General features: G+C 63.3%; 14 protein-coding genes and 1 tRNA gene. 3 read left to right on the top strand and 12 right to left on the bottom strand.

Going from position 1 to position 15,771, the window contains the following annotated elements:
• Window positions 1–42 precede the first annotated feature (42 nt).
• From ACGYK9_RS03265 to ACGYK9_RS03305, 9 genes are all read right to left on the bottom strand, one after another.
• Window positions 43–1,188, bottom strand: coding sequence for an ABC transporter substrate-binding protein (locus ACGYK9_RS03265; RefSeq protein WP_394408500.1), 1,146 nt, complete (start codon window positions 1,186–1,188; stop codon window positions 43–45).
• Between the two features lie 87 nt (window positions 1,189–1,275).
• Complete coding sequence (gene kynU / locus ACGYK9_RS03270; RefSeq protein ID WP_394408503.1) at window positions 1,276–2,463, bottom strand: kynureninase; 1,188 nt, start codon at window positions 2,461–2,463, stop codon at window positions 1,276–1,278.
• The gene (locus ACGYK9_RS03275; RefSeq protein ID WP_394408506.1) at window positions 2,464–3,291 is read right to left on the bottom strand and encodes a tryptophan 2,3-dioxygenase; all 828 of its coding nucleotides are present in this window, start codon (window positions 3,289–3,291) and stop codon (window positions 2,464–2,466) included.
• Window positions 3,288–4,910, bottom strand: a complete 1,623-nt coding sequence (locus ACGYK9_RS03280) for an AMP-binding protein (protein WP_394408509.1) — start codon at window positions 4,908–4,910, stop codon at window positions 3,288–3,290. Before ACGYK9_RS03280 ends, ACGYK9_RS03275 begins: the two co-directional genes overlap by 4 nt.
• Window positions 4,907–6,058, bottom strand: coding sequence for an acyl-CoA dehydrogenase family protein (locus ACGYK9_RS03285; RefSeq protein WP_394408512.1), 1,152 nt, complete (start codon window positions 6,056–6,058; stop codon window positions 4,907–4,909). The genes ACGYK9_RS03280 and ACGYK9_RS03285 overlap by 4 nt, the downstream gene beginning before the upstream one ends.
• A gap of 44 nt (window positions 6,059–6,102) precedes the next feature.
• Window positions 6,103–6,903 carry an enoyl-CoA hydratase family protein gene (locus ACGYK9_RS03290; protein WP_394408515.1) on the bottom strand — a complete coding sequence of 267 codons (801 nt, stop codon included), beginning with the start codon at window positions 6,901–6,903 and terminating at the stop codon, window positions 6,103–6,105.
• Window positions 6,893–7,354, bottom strand: a complete 462-nt coding sequence (locus tag ACGYK9_RS03295) for a MarR family winged helix-turn-helix transcriptional regulator (RefSeq protein WP_271689827.1) — start codon at window positions 7,352–7,354, stop codon at window positions 6,893–6,895. The genes ACGYK9_RS03290 and ACGYK9_RS03295 overlap by 11 nt, the downstream gene beginning before the upstream one ends.
• The gene (locus tag ACGYK9_RS03300) at window positions 7,351–8,082 is read right to left on the bottom strand and encodes an SDR family NAD(P)-dependent oxidoreductase (protein WP_394408518.1); all 732 of its coding nucleotides are present in this window, start codon (window positions 8,080–8,082) and stop codon (window positions 7,351–7,353) included. Before ACGYK9_RS03300 ends, ACGYK9_RS03295 begins: the two co-directional genes overlap by 4 nt.
• Window positions 8,079–10,370, bottom strand: a complete 2,292-nt coding sequence (locus ACGYK9_RS03305) for a bifunctional salicylyl-CoA 5-hydroxylase/oxidoreductase (protein ID WP_394408521.1) — start codon at window positions 10,368–10,370, stop codon at window positions 8,079–8,081. The genes ACGYK9_RS03300 and ACGYK9_RS03305 overlap by 4 nt, the downstream gene beginning before the upstream one ends.
• 180 nt (window positions 10,371–10,550) lie before the next feature.
• Here ACGYK9_RS03305 and ACGYK9_RS03310 point away from each other — a divergent pair, with 180 nt between their 5' ends.
• The gene (locus ACGYK9_RS03310) at window positions 10,551–11,429 is read left to right on the top strand and encodes a 2-dehydro-3-deoxygalactonokinase (RefSeq protein ID WP_394408524.1); all 879 of its coding nucleotides are present in this window, start codon (window positions 10,551–10,553) and stop codon (window positions 11,427–11,429) included.
• Window positions 11,430–11,453: 24 nt separating this feature from the next.
• Here the strand turns inward: ACGYK9_RS03310 and hpaR are convergent, their stop codons facing one another.
• Window positions 11,454–11,915, bottom strand: coding sequence for a homoprotocatechuate degradation operon regulator HpaR (gene hpaR, locus ACGYK9_RS03315; protein WP_271689953.1), 462 nt, complete (start codon window positions 11,913–11,915; stop codon window positions 11,454–11,456).
• Between the two features lie 195 nt (window positions 11,916–12,110).
• On the opposite strand from hpaR, the gene ACGYK9_RS03320 reads away from it, so the two are divergent.
• Window positions 12,111–13,511 (top strand): pyridoxal phosphate-dependent decarboxylase family protein, encoded by a 1,401-nt coding sequence (locus tag ACGYK9_RS03320; protein WP_394408527.1) that lies wholly within the window; start codon window positions 12,111–12,113, stop codon window positions 13,509–13,511.
• On the opposite strand, the gene ACGYK9_RS03325 is transcribed toward ACGYK9_RS03320, so the two are convergent.
• The gene (locus ACGYK9_RS03325) at window positions 13,508–14,383 is read right to left on the bottom strand and encodes a hypothetical protein (protein ID WP_322329625.1); all 876 of its coding nucleotides are present in this window, start codon (window positions 14,381–14,383) and stop codon (window positions 13,508–13,510) included. The genes ACGYK9_RS03320 and ACGYK9_RS03325 overlap by 4 nt on opposite strands.
• A gap of 127 nt (window positions 14,384–14,510) precedes the next feature.
• On the opposite strand from ACGYK9_RS03325, the gene ACGYK9_RS03330 reads away from it, so the two are divergent.
• A tRNA-Thr gene (locus ACGYK9_RS03330) sits at window positions 14,511–14,586 on the top strand.
• Between the two features lie 128 nt (window positions 14,587–14,714).
• On the opposite strand, the gene purU is transcribed toward ACGYK9_RS03330, so the two are convergent.
• Window positions 14,715–15,599, bottom strand: a complete 885-nt coding sequence (gene purU, locus ACGYK9_RS03335; RefSeq protein WP_394408531.1) for a formyltetrahydrofolate deformylase — start codon at window positions 15,597–15,599, stop codon at window positions 14,715–14,717.
• Window positions 15,600–15,771 lie beyond the last annotated feature (172 nt).

Consider the following 15,771-nt stretch of genomic DNA (forward strand, 5'->3'; position numbering starts at 1 on the left):
TCGGCCCCGGGCGACCGAAGTCAGCGCCGGGGCCGCGCGGGATTACATCTTGCAGTCGGCCGCGTAGGCGTCAGCGTGATCCGTCAGCGAGGGGCCGATGAGCTTGTTGGTATAGACATCGCCCTCCTTGACCACTTCGCGCACGTAGTAGTCTTGGATCGGGTGGTTGTTGTTACCAAACGAGAATTTGCCCCGTACGCTGTCGAAATCAGCCTCTTTCAGCGCCGCGCCAAAGGCCTCGGCATCCGACACATCGGCCTTTTCCATCGCGCTCAGCAGCAGGTTCGCGGTGTCATAGCCTTGGCTTGCGTAAAGCGAGGGCAGACGGTCGTATTCCTCCTGAAAGGCTTCGACAAAGGTCTTGTTGGCCGCGTTGTCGAGATCCTTGTTCCACTGGCTGGTGTTCTTGATCCCAACAGCGGCTTCGCCCACGGCCTGAAGGATGCCCTGATCAAAGCTGAAGGCCGGACCCACCACGGGGAGTTCCACGCCCGAGTTGGCGTATTGCTTGAGGAAGGAAATCCCCATGCCGCCGGGCAGGAAGAAGAACACGCTGTCGGCGCCCGAGGCGCGGATTTGCGCGATCTCGGCGGCGTAGTCGGTCTGGCCCAGATCGGTATAGACCTCGCCCGCCGCTTCGCCCTCATAGGTGCGTTTGTAGCCGGTCAACGCGTCCTTGCCCGCCGGGTAGTTCGGCGCCAGCATGAAGGTGTTCGCGTAGCCCGCGTCGTTCGCATAGGCGCCCGCAGCCTCGTGCAGGTTGTCGTTCTGCCATGCCACGTTGAAGTAAAGCGGGTTGCAGCCCTTGCCTGCCAGCGCCGAGGGACCGGCGTTGGGCGAGAGGTAGAACTTGCCCTGCGCCGTCGCCGCCGGCACCACAGCCATGGCGAGGTTGGACCAGATGATGCCAGTCATGACGTCGACCTTCTCGGATTGGATCATCTTGTCGGCCAGTTGCACCGCGATCTCGGGCTTGCGCTGGTCGTCCTCGACCACGACCTCAAGGTTCTCGTTCCCGGCCAACTTGGTGGCCAGCAGGAACCCGTCGCGCACGTCAATGCCAAGGCCCGCGCCGCCTCCCGAGAGCGTGGTGATCATGCCGACCTTCACCTTACCGTCTTCGGCCCATGCGCCGCCTGCCGCCAATGCCGCGACCGAGGCCGCCATCACCAGTGATTTCATCTTCATTTCAGTCTCCCTTGGTTGGTTTGGGCCTCTTTGCCGGGCCCGTTTTGTTGGATCGTTTTGCCAGCTTAACGCCTGCGCCTGATACTGTCAGGTCACCCGCGCGCGGGTCTTGTATTTTTCGTTGTCCCAGAGGCGGTTCTCCATCACGTCGCGGATGATCTCGACCGCCTTGGAGACATCCTCGGCGTCCAGATAAAGTGGCGTGAAGCCAAAGCGCATGATGTCGGGCGCGCGGAAGTCGCCAATCACGCCGCGGTCGATCACCGCCTGCATCGCGGCATAGCCTTCCTCGAAACGGAAGGAGACCTGGCTGCCGCGTTCAGCGCTGTTGCGCGGGCTCGCCAGCGTTAGCTGCGGCACGTCGCGTTCGATCTCCTCGATGAACTGCTCCTGCAGCGCCACCGAGGCCTCGCGCAGCGCCTGCATGTCGACATCGGCCCAAAGCTCCATTGCCACTTCCAGCGCCGTGAGCTGAATGACCGGCGGCGTGCCGACGCGCATCCGCTCGATCCCCTGCCCGGGCTGGTAGTTTTGCTCAAAGGCAAAGGGCTGGCGATGCCCGAGCCAGCCCGCGAGCGCCGGCTGCACCGCGTCGGCCAGATCGGGGCGGACGTAGATGAAGCCCGGTGCGCCCGGCCCGCCGTTAAGGTACTTGTAGGTGCAGCCCACGGCGAATTCGCAATTGCTACTCGCCAAATCCACCGGCAGCGCGCCCGCGGAATGCGCCAGATCCCAAATCATCACCGCGCCATTGGCATGGGCCAGTTCGGTGATCGCCTTCATGTCGTGTTTGCGCCCGGTGCGGTAATCGACCTCCGTGAGCATCACGGCGGCGATATCCTCGCCAATGGCTTCCGTCACCTCCTCGGGGGCCACGGTGCGCAGCTCATAGCCCTGCTCCAACAGCTCCACCAGCCCCTCGGCCATGTAGAGGTCCGACGGGAAGTTGCCGTTGTCCGACAGGATCACCTTGCGCCCGGGCCGCAGCTTCAGCGCCGAGGCCAGCGCCTGAAACACCTTGATCGAGAGCGTGTCGCCCATGACGACCGAACCCTCGGGCGCGCCGATGATCCCCGCCACCATATTGCCGACGCGGGCGGGCTGTTCCATCCAAGCAGCCTTGGTCCAGCCGCGGATCAGCATCTCGCCCCATTCGTCCGTGATCATCTCCTGCACCCGCGCCGCGGCGGCCTTCGGCAGCGGCCCCAGCGAGTTGCCGTCGAGGTAGATGACACCCTCGGGCAGGACAAACTGATCTTTTTTCAAAACAGACACTTACAGCGCTCCTCTCACATGCCAAAGCTCGGGGAAGAGCTCCACTTCGAGCATTTTGCGCAGATACGTCACACCCGAGGTGCCGCCCGTACCGCGCTTGAATCCGATGATGCGTTCCACGGTGGTGACGTGGTTGAACCGCCAGCGGCGGAAGTAATCCTCAAGATCGACAAGTTTCTCGGCCAATTCGTAGAGTTCCCAATGGGTTGCCGGGTCTTCATAAACCTTTTGCCAGAGGTTCTGCACCTCTCGCTTAGCCTCCCATGCACGCGGCTCGGGCTGGCCCGCGAGCGAGGGTACCCCCATCCGGTCACAAAGCAGATCGACCGCCACCTGATAAAGGCTCGGCTGCTGCATCTCCGCCACAAGCGCCGCGTGCGGCTCGGGCGTGTGTTCGTGCAGCTTGGTCAGCGCCGCGATGCGGTTGCCCAGAAGATATTCGATCAGGCGATACTGGTAGGACTGGAAGCCCGACGACGCGCCAAGGTAGGGGCGGAACTGAGTGTATTCGCTGGGCGTCATGGTGCGCAGCACGTCCCAAGCCGAGTTAAGCTGTTCAAAGATCCGTGCCACCCGGGTCAACATCTTGAAACTGGGGCGCAAATCACCAGCCTGCAGGGCCTGCCGACAGGCCGTCAACTCGTGGATCGCAAGCTTCATCCAAAGCTCGGACGTCTGGTGCTGGATGATGAACAGCAGCCCGTCATGCGCCATGTCGAGCGGGTTCTCGGTGGTCAGGATCTGGTCCAGCCCGAGGTAATCGCCATAGGACTTGTCCTTGGCGAAATCCATCTTGGCGCCACGGGAGGCTTCGTCGAACGTGCTCATTTGCCCTCCCTCAACGCGAAGCGCTGAATCTTGCCGGTCGCGGTCTTGGGCAGTTCCTTGATGAAACGGATGTCGCGTGGGTATTTGTAAGGGGCAATCGTCGCTTTAACATGGTCCTGCAAGGTCTTGATGGTGTTGGCATCTTCTGGCGCACCCTCGACCAGAACCACATGCGCCTGCACGATGGAGCCGCGGGCCTCGTCGGGGGCGGCGACCACACCGCATTCGCTGACCCAAGGGTGGCTCAGAAGTGCGGCTTCGACCTCCGGCCCGGCGATATTGTAGCCCGAACTGATGATCATATCGTCGTTGCGGGCGGCGAAATGCAGGTAGCCGTCTTCGTCCATGATGAAACTGTCGCCGGTGATGTTCCAGCCGTCCTTCACGTAATCGGCCTGCCTTTTGTCGCCCAGATAGCGGCAACCGATGGGCCCGCGCACCGCCAGACGGCCCACCTCGCCGCGCGGCACTTCGTTGCCCTCCGCGTCGATCACCCGCGCCTCGTAGCCCGTCACGGGCTTGCCGGTACAGGCCGCGCGGTGGTCGTCGAAGCGGTTGGAGATGAAGATATGCAGCATCTCCGTCGCCCCGATCCCGTCGAGCATGGGCTTGCCTGTCTTCTCCTGCCACTCGTGGTAGACCGGCGCGGGCAATGTCTCACCGGCGGACACGGCGGCACGCAGGCTGCTAAGGTCCGCGCCCTCCTCCATCGCCTGCATCATGGCGCGGTAGGCGGTGGGGGCGGTGAAACAAACGGTGGCTTTGTACTTCTCGATGATCTCGATCATGTTGGGCGGGCTGGCGGTTTCCAAGAGCGTCGCCGCGGCCCCGAAGCGGAGCGGGAATACGGCAAGACCGCCAAGGCCGAAGGTGAAGGCCAAGGGCGGCGAACCGACAAAGACGTCCTGCGGCGTAACGCTGAGCACCTCGCGCGCATAGCCATCCGCGATGATCAGAAGATCGCGGTGAAAATGCATTGTTGCCTTGGGGTTACCGGTGGTTCCTGATGTAAACCCGAGCAGCGCCACATCGTCCTGCGCGGTGTCCATCGCCTCAAAATGAACCGGCTTTTCAAGCGCCAGACGGTCCAACTCGGCGTCGTGGTTGCTGGTGCCGTCGAAACCCGCGACGGTCTTGAGGAACTTCGAAGTCTTGGCACAGGCCGTCATCTCGTCCATCAGCCGCGTGTCGCAAAGCGCATGGGTGATTTCGGCCTTGTCGACGATGGCCGAAAGCTCACCCGCGCGCAGCATCGGCATGGTGTTAACGACCACCGCCCCCGCCTTGGTCGCCGCCAGCCAACAGGCCACCATGGCGGGGTTGTTGGCCGAGCGGATCAGGACCCTGTTGCCCGGCTTCACGCCCAGATCCTCGACCAGTGCAGCGGCCAAACGGTTGGTCCAGTCCGACAACTCTTTATAGGTACGCCGCCGCCCGTTGCCGATCAACGCGGTGCAATCTCCGAACCCTTTTTCCACCATTTTATCAGTGAGTTCGACGCCGACATTCAGGCGATCTGGATAGTCGAAACGCTCCAGCAAAAGGTCCGGCCACTGGTCGAAGGGCGGCAGGTTGTCGCGGGCGAATGTGTCTTCATGTCCGGTCGGATGCAGCTTCATGACATGGCTCCCAAAGTCTGTCGAGCGATGACAACACGTTGCACGTCCGAGGCGCCCTCGTAAATGCGCAAGGCCCTGATTTCACGGTAAAGTCGCTCGACTGCCTCGCCATTACGCACACCATCGCCGCCGTGCAATTGAACGGCCTTGTCGATGACCTTTTGCGCCTGATCGGTGGCAAAGAGTTTCGCCATCGCGGCCTCGCGGGTGACGCGCGGTGCGCCGCTGTCCTTGGTCCAGGCAGCACGGTAGACCAGCAGCGCCGCAGCATCGACGTCGAGCGCCATGTCCGCGATATGGCCCTGCACCATCTGCAACTCGCTCAAGGGCGCGCCCTGCACCTGACGGCTGGTCACGCGGGTGAGCGCCTCGTCCAGCGCGCGGCGGGCAAAGCCGAGGGCCGCGGCCGCCACGGTGGAGCGAAAGACGTCGAGCACCGACATGGCGATGGCGAAGCCGCGTCCCGCCTCGCCCAGAAGCGCCGAGCCGGGCAGTTTCACCCCGTCGAAATGCAGCGTCGCCAGCGGGTGCGGTGCCATGACCTCGAGCCGTTCCTCGACCTTGAGCCCCGGCGTGTCGGCGGGAACGATGAAGGCGGAAAGCCCCTTGGCGCCCGGCGCCTCCCCGGTGCGCGCAAAGACAGTGTAGACATCCGCGATGCCGCCGTTGGAAATCCACGTCTTGCGCCCGTCGAGCACATAGCCGTTGCCATCCGGCGTCGCGGTCATGGTGGAATTTGCCACGTCCGAGCCGGACTGCGGCTCGGTCAGGGCAAAGGCCGAGATCGCCTGCCCCGAGCGGGTCTTGGGCAGCCATTCGGCCTTCTGCTCATCGGTCCCGAAGAGCGAAATCGCGCCGGTGCCAAGTCCTTGCATCGCAAAAGAAAAGTCCGCCAGCCCATCGTGCCGCGCCAGCGTTTCGCGGATCAGACAAAGGGTGCGAACGTCGAGCACCTCGCTGCCCTCGGCCCCGCTGTGGCGCAGCCAGCCGTCTTGGCCCATCATCGTCACCAGATCACGGCAAGCCCCGTCGGTGTCGCCGTGATCCACATTCTTCAACTCGCGCCCGGCCCATTCATCGAGCTTCAGCGCCAACTCCTTGTGGCGCGGCTCGAAAAACGGCCAGTCGAGAAAACTTTTGTCAGCCATGGTTACGCCTCCCCGCGTGTTATCTTTTGGCTTTCGTATTCGGCTCAATCCCCTTCGAAGACTGGGCGCTCCTTGGCGACGAAGGCGTTGTAGGCGCGCTCGAAATCACCCGTTTGCATGCAGATCGCCTGCGCCTGCGCCTCGGCCTCGATCGCCTGTTCGATCGACATGGCCCATTCCTGCGCCAGCATCGTCTTGGTCATCATATGCGCGAAATTGGGGCCGGCCTGGATTTTCTTTGCCAGTGCCATGGCCTCTTCCTCCAGCGTCTCGCCCGTCACCAGCCGGTTGTAGAAGCCCCAGCGTTCGCCCTCTTCGGCCGACATGGCGCGGCCGGTGTAGAGCAATTCCGCGGCCCGCGTCTGGCCGATGATGCGCGGCAGGATCGCGCAGGCGCCCATGTCGCAACCCGCGAGGCCCACGCGGGTGAAGAGGAAGGCCGTCTTGGCCTCCGCCGTCGCCAACCGCAGGTCCGATGCCATGGCAATGATCGCGCCCGCGCCGACGCAGACACCGTCGACGGCGGCGATCACCGGTTTGCCACAGTTGACGATGGCCTTGACCAGATCGCCAGTCATGCGGGTGAATTGCAGCAATTCCTTCATGTTCATCTTGGTCAAAGGACCAATGATATCATGCACATCGCCGCCGGAGCTAAAGTTGCCGCCATTGGAGCCAAAGATCACCACATCGACGTCATCGGCATAGACCAGATCGCGGAACCAGTCGCGCAGCTCGGCGTAGCTGTCGAAGGTCAGCGGGTTCTTGCGGTCGGGCCGGTCGAGCCGCACGGTGGCGATCCGGCCTTTGATCTCGCATTGAAAATGCGTCACGTCACTGCGCATTGGCTTTTTCCTCTTCTTCCGTTTGGGCGGCGAAGGCCTGTAGGCGGGCCGCCATGGCGCGGGCTTCCTCGGAGGAGATTCCGCGCAGTTTTTCGTTGATCCAGTCTTCATGCGCCTGCGCTTGGCGGGCGAATTGCGCCGCCCCCTCAGGCGTCAGCCGCAGCATCATCGCACGCCGGTCGCCCGGCACCGGGATGCGCTCCACCAGCCCCTCTTCGCTGAGGCGGTCGGCGATGCCGGTGACATTGCCGTTGGACACCCGCAGCACGCCGGAAAGCTGGCTCATCTTCAGCCCCTCGGGATGGCGCGAGAGGGCCGACATCACGTCGAAACGCGGCAGCGTAGTGTTATGCTCGCGCCGCAGCCTGTCGCGCAGTTCCTGTTCCAGCCCGCGCACCACTTTCAGCAGCCGTAGCCAGAGCCGGACACGATCCTTGGCCGCGTTGCTCACACCTCGCCCCCCGATAGCGCCAGCGCGTGGCCGTTGACCGAAGCCGCGGCATCTGAGAGCAGATAGAGCACGGCGCCGGCGACCTCGGAGGTCTCCACGAAACGGTTCTGCGGGCTGGCGCGTTTCAGCAGGGCGCGGGCCTCCTCGGCGTTCTTGCCCGTGGTCTCGGTGATATTCTCGACCGAGCGTTCCAGAAGCGGCGTGTCGATGAAACCGGGGCAGATTGCGTTCACCGTGATGCCCGTGCGCGCCAGTTCCAGCGCCAGCGCGCGGGTGAGGCCGACGACACCGTGTTTCGCCGCGACATAGCCCGCGACATATGGATAGCCCTTGAGCCCCGCGGTGGAGGCCACGGCGATCAGCCGCCCCTGCCCGGCCTCCTTCATCTCCGCCAGTGCCGCCTGCCAAACGTTGAAGACGCCGGTGACATTGACCGCCATCATGTCGGTTATGTCCTGCGCGGTGATCTTGTGGAAAGGCGCGGAATGGGCAGCACCCGCATTGGCGACGACGCCGGTGATGGGGCCATTCTCAGCGCGCGCGGCGGCGAAGGCGGCTTGCACGGCCTCCGGATCGGTCACGTCGCAGGTCTGGAACGGCAACCCCTGCTCGCGCAGGGGGGCTTCGCGGCGGCCCATGATGGTCACCTTGGCGCCGGTGGCGGCCACCGCATGGGCGATCTCGGCCCCCACGCCGGTGCCGCCTCCGGTGATGACGATATGGCTCATACCTTCTCCATTTCCGCCGCGCGGTCCGCCAGACGCCATGCCTGATCGCGGCCCGGGCCGTAGGGCAGCGGCCAGTCAGCGTGGCGGTCGCCGATGGCGGCGGCGGCGTGCAAGGTCCAATAGGGATCCGCCAGATGCGGGCGGGCGAGGCAGACCAGATCGGCGCGGCCCGCCATCAGGATCGAATTGACGTGGTCGGCCTCGTAGATATTGCCCACGGCCATGGTCTTGATCCCGCCGTCGTTGCGGATGCGGTCGCTGAAGGGGGTCTGGAACATGCGGCCGTAGACCGGCTTGGCCTGTTTCGAGGTCTGACCCGCCGAGACGTCGATGATATCGGCCCCGGCTTCACTGAACATGCGCGCGATCTCGACCGCTTCCTCGGGCATGACGCCGACTTCCTCGACCCAATCGTTGGCCGAGATACGCACCGCCATCGGCTTTTCCTCGGGCCATGCGTCGCGCATGGCGCGGAAGACTTCGAGCGGGTAGCGCATGCGGTTCTCAAGGCTGCCGCCGTATTCATCCTCGCGCTGGTTCGACAGGGGCGAGATGAACGACGAGATCAGGTAACCGTGGGCCGCGTGCAGTTCGATCATGTCGAAATTGGCGCGGTCGGCCATACGGGCCGCCTCGACAAATTCGTCGCGGATCTGGTCCATGTCTTCGCGGGTCGCCTCACGCGGCACGCCGTTGTTTTCCGACCACGGGATCGGCGAGGCCGAGATGATCTCCCAATTGCCAGCTTTCAGCGGCGCGTCCATTTCTTCCCAGCCGAGCTGGGTCGAGCCTTTGCGCCCAGAGTGGCCGATCTGGCAGCAGATCTTGGCGTCGGTCTCGGCATGGACAAAATCCGTGAGCCGCTTCCACGCCGCCTCGTGCTCGGGCGCGTAGAGGCCGGGGCAGCCCGGCGTGATCCGCCCCTCGGGGGACACACAGGTCATCTCGGTATAGACCAGCCCTGCCCCACCCTTGGCCCGTTCGGCGTAATGCACGAAATGCCAGTCCGTCGGGCAACCGTCCACGGCCTTGTACTGCGCCATGGGCGAGACGACGATGCGGTTGTTGAGCTTCATGTTGCGCAGTTGAAACGGCGCGAACATCGGCGCGCGGATCGGGCCGTTGGTGTCGGCGCCGGCCTGTTCGAGGAACCATTTCTCGGCCCCCTCGAGCCACTTCGGGTCGCGCTCGCGCAGGTTCTCGTGGCTGATCCGCTGGCTGCGGGTCAGCATGGAGTAGTTCAACTGCACCGGGTCGAGGTCGAGGTAACGCTCTACGTCCTCGAACCATTCGACCGAGTTGCGCGCTGCCGATTGCAGGCGCAACACTTCGAGGCGGCGGGCCTCTTCGTATTTCTCGAAAGCCGTGGGCAGATCGACGTCGTCGCTGACGTGTTTCGCCAGCGAGATTGCCGATTCCAGCGCCAGCTTCGTACCCGAGCCGATCGAGAAATGCGCCGTGGCCGAGGCATCGCCCAGCAGCACCACGTTCTCGTGGCTCCACTTTTCGCAAAGCACGCGGGGGAACTTGATCCAAGCCGAGCCGCGGATGTGGCTGGCGTTGGTCATCAGCTTGTGGCCGTCGAGGTGGTCCTTGAAGATCTCTTCGCAGATCGCGATGGTCTCTTCCTGCGTCTTCTCGCCGAAACCGTAGGCGTCGAAGGTCTCCTGGCTGCATTCGACGATGAAAGTCGCGGTGTCCGTGTCGAACTGGTAGGCATGGACCCAGATCCAGCCCTTGTCGGTCTTCTCAAAGATGAAGGTGAAGGCATTATCGAATTTCTGATGCGTGCCGAGCCAAACGAAGGGGCAGCGGCGCACGTCGATGTCGGGCTTGAAAGTGTCCTCGAACTCCATCCGGGTCTTGGAGTTCAGACCGTCCGAGGCGACTACCAGATCGTAGTCGTCCATGTATTCCGATGCGGCCTTCACCTCGGTCTCGAACTGCAGGTTCACACCCAATTCGCGGGCCCGCTCCTGCAAAATGAGCAGCAGCCGCTTGCGCCCGATGCCGCAGAAACCGTGGCCGGAGCTGAGGATCGTGTTGCCCTTGTGGTGCAGCGCGATGTCGTCCCAATAGGCGAAGTGGCGGCGGATTTCCTTGGCCGAGACGGGATCATTGGCCTCGAGATTGTCCAGCGTCTCGTCCGAGAGCACGACGCCCCAGCCGAAGGTGTCATCGGGGCGGTTGCGCTCAAGCACGGTGACATCGGCCTCGGGCTGGCGCAGCTTGAGAGAGATCGCGAAGTACAGCCCCGCAGGACCGCCGCCAAGACAGATTGCACGCATCGAAATTCCCCTCTGGTTCGCTTTGGAAGGGAGCCTAGGGCGAGTCGCTTTTTCGTTCAAGAATAAATATTTTAGGCTTGAAGCAAATCGGTGGTTCGTCTGTTTGCACGGAGCGGACGCGTTGAACCCGCAGGCCATAGGGCCTATGCCGTCGGGACATTCCACGACGGGGGCAGCGCGATGACGGGTTTGAGCAATGCAGATTGGCTGGCGGTAGAGGTTCACGAGGCGCGTTTGCAGGTCTGGGCCATGCAAGGCGCGTCGATGCTAGAGAGCGCCACGAGCGATGGCGAGACTCCCGAACCCGACGGCCTCGCGGCCTTCGACGCCGCGCTCGCTAAGCTGACCGCGCCGTGGCAACTGCCCCGCCTGCCGGTCTTCGTCGCTGGCATGCCCGCAGGCGGGACCGATGCCGCGCCGCGCATGGTGCCCTGCACCGCCACGGCTGAACGCACAACGGCTGTCGCCACCGACAACTTCGACCTTCAGGTCATCCCACCCCTGCGCCAGCAGACCCCCAGCGGTCTGCTGCAAGGGGCCGAAACGCGCATCGCGGGGTTTCTGAGCCTCAACAAAGACTGGGACGGGGTGATCTGCCTGCCGGGGGCCACTTCGGTCTGGGCGCAAATCAGCGCAGGCGAAGTGGTGAGTTTCCAGACCTTCCTGACGGGAGAATTGTTGGACCTCTTGGGAGAAGACACGCCCGCCGAGGGCACGGCGCTGGACGACACGGCTTTTGACGACGCGCTCAGCGATGGGCTGTCGCGGCCCGAGCGTATGGCGGGGCGGCTTGCCTCCATCCGGGCCGATCTGGCCTTGCAGGACATCCCGCCGCCTACCGCAGAGGCGCGACTGGCGGGCACTTTGATCGGGGCGGAACTGGCGGCGGCGCGGGCCTATTGGCTGGGGCAAACGCTGGCGGTGATCGGCACGGGCGGGGCTGTACCGCTTTATCTGCGGGCGCTGTCGCAACAGGGCGCACCGGCGACCGAGGCGGATGGCAGACGCATGGCGCTGGCGGGGATCTGCGCGGTACGGCGGGCGGTTAACGGGGGATAGCCCTGCCCGCCAACACATTTCCCGTCAGTCTTTCTTTTCCCCGTCGGTCTTTTTCTGCATGTCCAGATTGACGAGATCTTCGAGCATATCGAGCAGGTCTTCCATTCGCTGCTTGCCGAAACGCGCCTCGAAATCAGAGAACAGCGCTGCCGCATCACCCGCGTGGTCTTGGATCACCTGACGGCCCTGATCGGTGATGGTGACGATGGATTTGCGCCCGTCATCGGGATCGCTGGCACGGCTGAGCAGCCCTTCCTCCTCCATCGCGCGCAGCATGCGGGTCAGGCTCGGCAGCAGCAGACAGGCCTGCTGCGCCAGTGCGGTCTGCTCCATCGGGCCGGATTCCTCGACCACGCGCAGCACGCGAAACTTCTGTTCCGAGATGCCGCTTTCGTTCAAGATTTCGCGGATCGGCCCCATCACCCTTTCCCGCGCGCGCAAAAGCGCAATCGGAAGGGAGCGGGCAGTGCGGCGCAGGGGGGGCATTGGGGCCATTCTTGACGGTTTCCTGATCGCTACTTACCAAGTCAAAGACCGCCCAAAAGGGCGTGACGACCACCATAGCCGCTGCGACAACATTCTTGAAGAGGTCAAGCCCAGCGGAACAACAGTGAGACAATACAACAACATGGGGCAGGAAATGCGGATGACAACCAGAATTCCACAGCAAGGGAGCGGCGCATGAATTGGGAGGATTTCCGAGCTTGGGGCCGCCGCGCCGCCGATTGGGCCGCCGATTACCACGCAGGTCTGCGCAACCGCCCGGTGCGCGCGCAGGTGGCCCCCGGCGCGTTGCTTTCCGCCCTGCCCGATGCCCCGCCCGAAGGGGCCGAGGCGATGCAGGCGATCTTCGACGATTTCGAACAGACCCTCATGCCCGGCATGACCCATTGGCAGCACCCCCGCTTCTTTGCCTATTTCCCGGCCAATGCTGCGCCGGTCTCGGTGCTGGCGGAATATTTCGTCTCGGCCATCGCGGCGCAATGCATGCTGTGGCAGACCTCTCCGGCAGCGACGGAGTTGGAGACCCGCGTTTGCGATTGGATGCGTCAGGCGATCGGCCTGCCGGATGGCTTGATCGGGGTGATCCAAGACAGCGCGAGTTCCGCCACGCTTTGCGCCGTGCTGACCATGCGCGAACGGGCGCTTGACTGGCAGGGCAACAAAGCGGGGCTTTCCGGTCAGCCGCGCCTGCGGGTCTATTGCTCGGCCGAAGTGCATACCTCGGTCGACCGCGCCATCTGGATCGCGGGGCTGGGTGAAGAGAACCTTGTCCGTATTCCGACACAAGGCCCGACCCGTGCGATGGACGCGGACGCCCTGCGCGCCGCCATCGCTGCCGACCGCGCCGCGGGGCATCTGCCTGCGGGCATCATCGCCTGCACCGGGGGCACCAGTGCGGGGGCCAGCGATGATATTGCCGCCGTGATGGATGTGGCCGACGCCGAAGGGCTCTACACCCATGTCGACGCCGCTTGGGCCGGGTCGGCCATGATCTGCCCTGAATTCCGCAGCCTTTGGGCCGGGGTCGAACGGGCCGACTCGGTGGTGATGAACCCGCATAAATGGCTGGGGGCGCAGTTTGACTGCACCACGCATTTCCTGCGCAATCCCGACGATCTGGTGCGTACCTTGGCAATTCAGCCAGAGTACCTGAAGACCCATGGCGCGGATGGCGTGGTGAACTATTCCGAATGGTCCGTGCCGCTGGGCCGCCGTTTCCGCGCGCTCAAACTGTGGTTCCTGATCCGTGCCCATGGGCTGGAGGGGCTGCGCGAGATGATCCGCAATCACGTCTCATGGGCGCAGGATTTGGCCGCGCGGCTGGAGGCGACGGAGGGGTTCGAGATCGTGACCCAACCGATGCTCTCGCTCTTCACCTTCCGCCATCTCGGAGCCGAAGATCTCGATGCCCATAACCAAGACCTGCTGAACCGGATCAACGACGACGGGCGCATTTACCTGACCCAGACCCGGATCGACGGGGCCCTAGTGATCCGCTTTCAGGCAGGTGCTTTCACCGCCACGGCCGAAGATGTGGCCATGGCCTATGACGTGATCACCGAATTGGCCGGGACTTAGGGTGCGATCAGCGTGACGCCCGGCATGGCGCGGATGACCTCGACATCCGCGTCATAGATCGCCGTCATCCGCTCGACCAATTCCTCGGTCCAGCCGGGCATGTCGAGCTCTTCTTCGATCTCTTCCTCCAGCGCGTATTTGTCGAGGAACGCGGTGATCACGCGGCGCTTCTGCGCCTCGGACATATCGGGGTGGGTGTCGAGATAGCCGCGAAAGCGTTTCATCCCCTCCTCCGACATGATCGTCTGCAAAAGATCGAAACCGCCCTTGATCTTGGTCTCGGGCGCCAGCCCCGCCATCTCGCGAATGATCTGCGCCCAGATCAGCGGCGCGTCTTCATTGCACCACAGGGTGATGGGAATCCCCGGCGCCGCTTCGCGCAGTTGGCCGATCGTCTCGGACCAACGCAGGTCCTCCGGCCCCCGCTCCCCCCAGAACGCGGCCGAGGTTTTATCCGCCGCTTTCTCGTAAAGCACCGGCACGAGGGAGGCGGGATTGCGGATCGCCATAAAGATGCGAATCTCATCCTCGGGGAAAAGCTGCGCCATGCGCAGCATGCGCACGGCGGCGGCGGGATAAAGCACGCCTTCTTGCAGGGCCGTGGCAGGGGAGCGGAAGAAATTCGCATCCGACAGGATCACCCGGCTGGCTGTCCCGTCATCGAGGATCGCGTCCAGCAGAACATCCCGCGCCACCTCCGACGGCTCCGCCTTATGCATCGCGTTGAGCGTGTCACGGAACAGGTTGCGATAGGTGCTGGGGCCGGGCACTTTGACGCCCGTCTTGGCGAAATCGTCCTGATTGCGCAGCAGGCATTTCAGCAGCCGCTCGTCTTCCGTGAAATGAACACCTGTGTGCAAAACGAGCTGCATGATACTCTGCTTACCCTTGAAAATCTCGGCGTTGAATAGCCCGTCCCGGCGCGCGTGTAAAATCCGAAAGAATCTCGCATTTCCCCTCTTGCACCCCCCGGCTCCTTTCTCTAAATGAGCCCTCAGTGCCCCTATAGCTCAGCTGGTAGAGCAACTGATTTGTAATCAGTAGGTCCGCGGTTCGAGTCCGTGTGGGGGCACCACTTCTCTCTTTAAATCATTCGCTGATCCGCTGCTGTTGGACGCTGGTTTACGCCTGCCTACAGGCTCGGCCAAGCCGCCCGATGGCCCCGCGCCCCCGCCGCATTCGGCAGACGCGGGGCCGTGGCCCCTAACCCATTCGCTTGGAGCTGTAGCTGCCGGGCGATGCGGGAAAGACCACGGTTTTATTCCCGTTTAGAAACACCCGGTGGTGGGCATGAGCGTGAACCGCGCGCGCCAAGACGCTCGCCTCCACATCGCGACCGAGCGAGACATAATCCGAGGCGCTTTGCGCATGGGTGATGCGCACGATGTCCTGTTCGATGATCGGCCCCTCGTCCAGATCGGCGGTGACGTAATGCGAGGTGGCACCGATCAATTTCACGCCCCGTTCATAGGCCTGCTTGTAAGGGTTCGCCCCCTTGAAGGACGGCAGGAAGGAATGGTGAATGTTGATGATCCGCCCCGACATCTTTTGGCACATGGCGTCAGACAAGATCTGCATGTAGCGCGCCAGCACGATCAGCTCGGCGCCGGTTTCCTCCACCACTTCCATAATCCGCGCTTCGGCCTGCGGTTTGTTCTCCTTCGTCACCTTGATGCAGTGAAATGGAATGTCGTGGTTCGCCACGACCTTTTGGTAATCCATATGGTTCGAGATCACGGCGACGATCTCAATCGGGAGCGCGCCGATGCGCACACGGTAGAGCAGATCGTTCAGGCAGTGGCCAAAGCGCGAGACCATGACCACGACCTTCATGGTGGTGTCTTGGTCGTGAAATTCATAGGTCATGCCAAAGGGTTCCGCGACCGCTGTGAACCCTTCGCGCAGGGTCTCAAGCGTGGCGCCGGTTTCGGCTTCGGCACTGATGCGCATGAAGAACTGACCATTCTCCGTGTCGTCGAACTGCGCGCTGTCGGTGATGTTGCAGCCGGTTTCGGCGATGTAATTGGCGATGGCGGCGACGATCCCCCGTTGCGAGGGGCAGGTCACGGTCAGGCAGAACTTGGTCATGGGGCGGTCCTTGGGGGCTTTGGTCGGGGCGGCAGGGCTGGTTGTGCTTGCTCTACCGTTTGCAGGCTCCGCGGGGGAAGGCAAGCGATAGCGCGTGTATGACGGGGGTCGCCCATGCCGAGATCGGCTGCTCTGCCTAGGTGACATTTTCCTATGCGCATCAATGTTGATG

This window comes from Sulfitobacter sp. 1A15258, from assembly GCF_043557045.1.
Lineage (GTDB): Bacteria > Pseudomonadota > Alphaproteobacteria > Rhodobacterales > Rhodobacteraceae > Sulfitobacter > Sulfitobacter faviae.

What these genes read in the sequence shown, in the direction of transcription:
- ACGYK9_RS03265 (WP_394408500.1), bottom strand. Translation starts at nt 1,188, where the DNA reads ATGAAGATGAAATCACTGGTGATGGCGGCCTCGGTCGCGGCATTGGCG.
- ACGYK9_RS03275 (WP_394408506.1), bottom strand. Translation starts at nt 3,291, where the DNA reads ATGAGCACGTTCGACGAAGCCTCCCGTGGCGCCAAGATGGATTTCGCC.
- ACGYK9_RS03280 (WP_394408509.1), bottom strand. Translation starts at nt 4,910, where the DNA reads ATGAAGCTGCATCCGACCGGACATGAAGACACATTCGCCCGCGACAAC.
- ACGYK9_RS03285 (WP_394408512.1), bottom strand. Translation starts at nt 6,058, where the DNA reads ATGGCTGACAAAAGTTTTCTCGACTGGCCGTTTTTCGAGCCGCGCCAC.
- ACGYK9_RS03290 (WP_394408515.1), bottom strand. Translation starts at nt 6,903, where the DNA reads ATGCGCAGTGACGTGACGCATTTTCAATGCGAGATCAAAGGCCGGATC.
- ACGYK9_RS03300 (WP_394408518.1), bottom strand. Translation starts at nt 8,082, where the DNA reads ATGAGCCATATCGTCATCACCGGAGGCGGCACCGGCGTGGGGGCCGAG.
- ACGYK9_RS03305 (WP_394408521.1), bottom strand. Translation starts at nt 10,370, where the DNA reads ATGCGTGCAATCTGTCTTGGCGGCGGTCCTGCGGGGCTGTACTTCGCG.
- ACGYK9_RS03310 (WP_394408524.1), top strand. Translation starts at nt 10,551, where the DNA reads ATGACGGGTTTGAGCAATGCAGATTGGCTGGCGGTAGAGGTTCACGAG.
- hpaR (WP_271689953.1), bottom strand. Translation starts at nt 11,915, where the DNA reads ATGCCCCCCCTGCGCCGCACTGCCCGCTCCCTTCCGATTGCGCTTTTG.
- ACGYK9_RS03320 (WP_394408527.1), top strand. Translation starts at nt 12,111, where the DNA reads ATGAATTGGGAGGATTTCCGAGCTTGGGGCCGCCGCGCCGCCGATTGG.
- ACGYK9_RS03325 (WP_322329625.1), bottom strand. Translation starts at nt 14,383, where the DNA reads ATGCAGCTCGTTTTGCACACAGGTGTTCATTTCACGGAAGACGAGCGG.
- purU (WP_394408531.1), bottom strand. Translation starts at nt 15,599, where the DNA reads ATGACCAAGTTCTGCCTGACCGTGACCTGCCCCTCGCAACGGGGGATC.